Origin of the sequence: Halanaerobium salsuginis (assembly GCF_900114545.1) — a bacterium.
GTDB classification, from domain to species: domain Bacteria; phylum Bacillota; class Halanaerobiia; order Halanaerobiales; family Halanaerobiaceae; genus Halanaerobium; species Halanaerobium salsuginis.
This window is the reverse complement of record NZ_FOTI01000079.1, coordinates 1-3,721: the sequence shown is the minus strand read 5'-3', so window position 1 is coordinate 3,721 and position 3,721 is coordinate 1. Positions and strand designations below refer to the sequence as shown.

Genomic DNA, 3,721 nt, shown 5'->3' with positions numbered 1-3,721 from the left:
TCGATAAATATATTCAACCACTTAAAGAAGGATTCCTCTTTTTTTATTTTAAAAAAATATCGATATTTAATTTACACAACTTATTGTACATTACTCACCTGAACAGAATGCTCCATCTCTTTATATAATTATTTATTCTTTTTCTTTTACCTGCTTTCTTTTTAGTAATACAAATGTTATAATATAGTTGAGGTGATAAACTATGAAAACTATAAAATTAAGAAAAGTTGGTAACAGCTATGGCTTTACTATTCCTAAAGAACTTAAAGAAAAATATAATCTTAAAGAAGGGGAAAAACTTCATATCATTGAAAATGAAGATGGTTTTACAGTAACTCATTTTAATCCAGAATTTGAAGATTGGGCTAAAACTTTTGATAAGACTAACCAAAAATATAAAAATACTCTTAAGGAATTAGCTAAATGAATGACATTAAATTTATACCTAAAGACATAATTCTTTTTTTCCATGAACAACTTGTTAAAATTTATGGTGGTATTTTTGGTATAAGGGATGAAAATTTATTAGATTCAGCTCTTGAACAGCCTAAAGCAACCTATCAAGGTGAATATTTGCATGATTCACTTATAAAAATGGCAGCTGCTTATGGCTATCATCTCTGTAATAACCATCCATTTATTGATGGAAATAAAAGAATTGCTTTTGTAGCTATGGATACTTTTTTACAAAAAAATAGTCTAGAAATTACAGCTTCTGAGAAAGAAGCCTATAAAATGGTGATTCAGGTAGCTTCTGGTCAGTTATCAAAAAAAGAACTAACGTTATGGCTTGAAAATAATACAAATTCAATAGAATGATAAACCTTCTGAGTTCATTAATCAGGAGGTTTTTTGTTTCGCAATCTATTAATCAGCAAATGTCAGATAACGTCCCGCAGGTTTACGAAGTTGATGAGGCTTAGCGCGACTGCGATTAGCCAATCAATTTGGGCTAAACGATAGTGTAGCCGTAAATCCTTCTGTTATCTGAAGTGCCTGACTTGTCTTTGGTTTGCATTACTATTTTTTAGATCTTCTTATACATTAAAATATTTAAAATTTTACAGGTGATTTGATTTTTCAAAGAACTTATCTTTATCTTTAATCAAACCTATTCCGAGGTTTCTTCCATCAATATCTTGTATAACAAATTCATAACTTCCATAATCAGTTATACTTGGTTCAGATATTATTTTAACATTTTTATTTTTATATTCTTGATATATTTTATCTACCCCTTCTATTGAATCAGGATTAATATAAGCATCATAACCATTACCATATTTACTTTGATTAGATTCTATTTCCCCTTTTATTTTCTCTACTAATATTATTTCAATTGAATCACGATAAATTGCTATAAATTTATCATTTTTATCCAAATGCTTTGCATATGTAAAACCAAGAATATTTACATAAAAACCAGCTGATCTTTGAACATCTTCTACAAGAAAAACCGGACATGCATTAACAAATTTTACTTTATCTTTCATATATAACCCTCCCGTATAATATGTTGTAATTATCATATTAACTCAAACAATTCATTACTGTCTTACCTGGAATTAAGGTGTGAATTTTATTTAAAAAACAGCCACCCCCGTTAAACAATGATTCTTTGCAAAATATATTATTACTTATTATAAAAAAATCTCATCACAATAATAAAAATTTATACTAAATCATCATCTAAATTTTAAATTAAAGTTTTTTCTTATGAGAACTACTTTTAGCACTTAAACAGATATTTCACCTAACGTCCCGAGCATTTGCGACGTGGCTGTCCTGTTCTTTACGTTGGCTCATCTCTTGCTATTCATCTGTATTTTAAGTTTAGGCAGCTGCAAGAGATGTGAAAAAAGCCATGTCCCGAAGGGCAACGGCTATTTTACAGCCTAACATCATATCCAGTCAGCGCCAATGCTCTGTTATGTGCAGTAATAATTTGCTGCGTAAAAAGTTAATCTCTACTTCAACTTAATTAAATGTAAATAATCTTCTTTAATTAGCAGAAAAGTTCATGAATTCTGTACTATATTACATCTTCACGAAGTGAGTGAAGATCAATCAGTGACTAATTTACACTCTGATATATATAAATAATTTTGTGAATTACAATTGCTCAAGTATATTGTTAAAACCACAGAAACCTAACAGTTAATATTTTCTTCATTTGCAGGAGTTAATACATATCAGTTAGCGATGCCCCAACCCTTCTTTTATCTTTTCCTCTTATTTGCCTCTGTTCAGTTATTATTTAGTCTAACGTACCAGAGATTTAAGAAGTTCATGAGATTTATGGCGATGCCCTTACCGAATGAATTTGGATGCAGCGTAGCGGAATCTTAAATCTCATGTTATCTGATGTACGGACTATCTACACTTGCTGATTTATATCATTACTTATAAAATCATTAATGTCCTCTTTATTTATTTTTAAATCAATTCCTTTCTTTAAACTATCTATATACAAGTCAGGATCAACATTATTTAAGAATACTAATTTTTTACTTTCATTATAATAGTCTATAAATTTTCTGGGTGAAACTGTAACACTTCGAAAGGAATTATATATGTAATCCAAGAACACATTAGATACATTACCTATTGGTGTATCAAACATTTCACAAAAATCAACAAAAAAATATGTTACTTCGTCTGAAGGAACTTGAATAATATTAGTTAAAATATTAATTTTCTCTATTGCTTCTTTCATATCCTCTAACTTAATATTTTTATAAACTAATATCCGGATAATCTCTGCAGTTTCTATTGGCCCAAAAGTTGGTGCATTTGCTTTTCTAGCTTCTTCTTGTAATAAATCATACAACTCGTCTGATGAATATGAAGAATAATAGGACATAAATGCAGAATTATGTAAATATATTGACTCACTTTTTGATGCAATGCTAATACTTGAAATTATAATTGAAATTGGTGAGAAGCCGAGCCAACTACTAGCTAAAACTATAAGTCTGGTTGTATTCCATTTAACTGTAAACACAGTTAACATACCTACAACTAATGATAAAGCAGCTTCACCATAATTCTTTGTTTTTGAATACACTATAATTGATACTAAAACAATGATAATTAAGCTAAATGCCATATATAAGCCAAATTTTATTATTACAGTCATTACTCCAATTGTAAGAAGGATTGCTGATATAATTAATGCAGGAACTAAATTATAAGCGGCTTGAAATGTAGATTTTAAACTTTTTAAAGCATTTATACTACTTTGTTTCATACTACAACCTCCAACTAAACCTAGTATTTCAGAGTCACGGTAGGATTAGCAGTTATCTGCTCACCCCCGCACAGATCTCAGCATGCAGAATTACCGCACTGAGCTCTTCAGTAATATTCACTTCCGTTATCAGGCAAAGTTAAATCTTAACTGTCTATTTGTCTTCTCAACTATTCTCGGCTTACAGGCATTATACCATCCTATAATTTCTTCAAATTTATCCCAGTTCATGCTTTTTCTCTGGCTTCTTCTATTTAACCATTTATATAATATTTTGAGTGATATATTAAAGAATTCTTCCAGACTGTCATAATTACCAATCAAACCATAATAATTATAATAACCCCTGAGCTTAGAATTTAATTTCTTAAACAGCTGTATATGATAATTTAAAAGTGACCCAGGATAATAATTTAAAATTGACCCGTTTAAATAGATAATATAAACTGTCCATAATAAAATATAAATTAT

General features: G+C 29.2%; 5 protein-coding genes. 2 read left to right on the top strand and 3 right to left on the bottom strand.

Annotation, left to right across the window (positions count from 1 at the left end):
- Window positions 1–202: 202 nt before the first annotated feature.
- The gene (locus BMZ74_RS14140; RefSeq protein WP_089862847.1) at window positions 203–427 is read left to right on the top strand and encodes an AbrB/MazE/SpoVT family DNA-binding domain-containing protein; all 225 of its coding nucleotides are present in this window, start codon (window positions 203–205) and stop codon (window positions 425–427) included.
- Complete coding sequence (locus BMZ74_RS14135; RefSeq protein ID WP_089862846.1) at window positions 424–819, top strand: type II toxin-antitoxin system death-on-curing family toxin; 396 nt, start codon at window positions 424–426, stop codon at window positions 817–819. Before BMZ74_RS14140 ends, BMZ74_RS14135 begins: the two co-directional genes overlap by 4 nt.
- 242 nt (window positions 820–1,061) lie before the next feature.
- On the opposite strand, the gene BMZ74_RS14130 is transcribed toward BMZ74_RS14135, so the two are convergent.
- The 3 genes from BMZ74_RS14130 to BMZ74_RS14120 all read right to left on the bottom strand — a co-directional run.
- Window positions 1,062–1,493 carry a VOC family protein gene (locus tag BMZ74_RS14130; protein WP_177181468.1) on the bottom strand — a complete coding sequence of 144 codons (432 nt, stop codon included), beginning with the start codon at window positions 1,491–1,493 and terminating at the stop codon, window positions 1,062–1,064.
- 884 nt (window positions 1,494–2,377) lie between these two features.
- Entirely contained in the window at window positions 2,378–3,250 is an 873-nt protein-coding gene (locus BMZ74_RS14125; RefSeq protein ID WP_089862844.1) for a hypothetical protein, read from the bottom strand.
- A 129-nt stretch (window positions 3,251–3,379) separates the two neighbouring features.
- On the bottom strand, window positions 3,380–3,721 hold a 342-nt coding region (locus BMZ74_RS14120), incomplete at its 5' end, for a group II intron maturase-specific domain-containing protein (protein WP_281244118.1).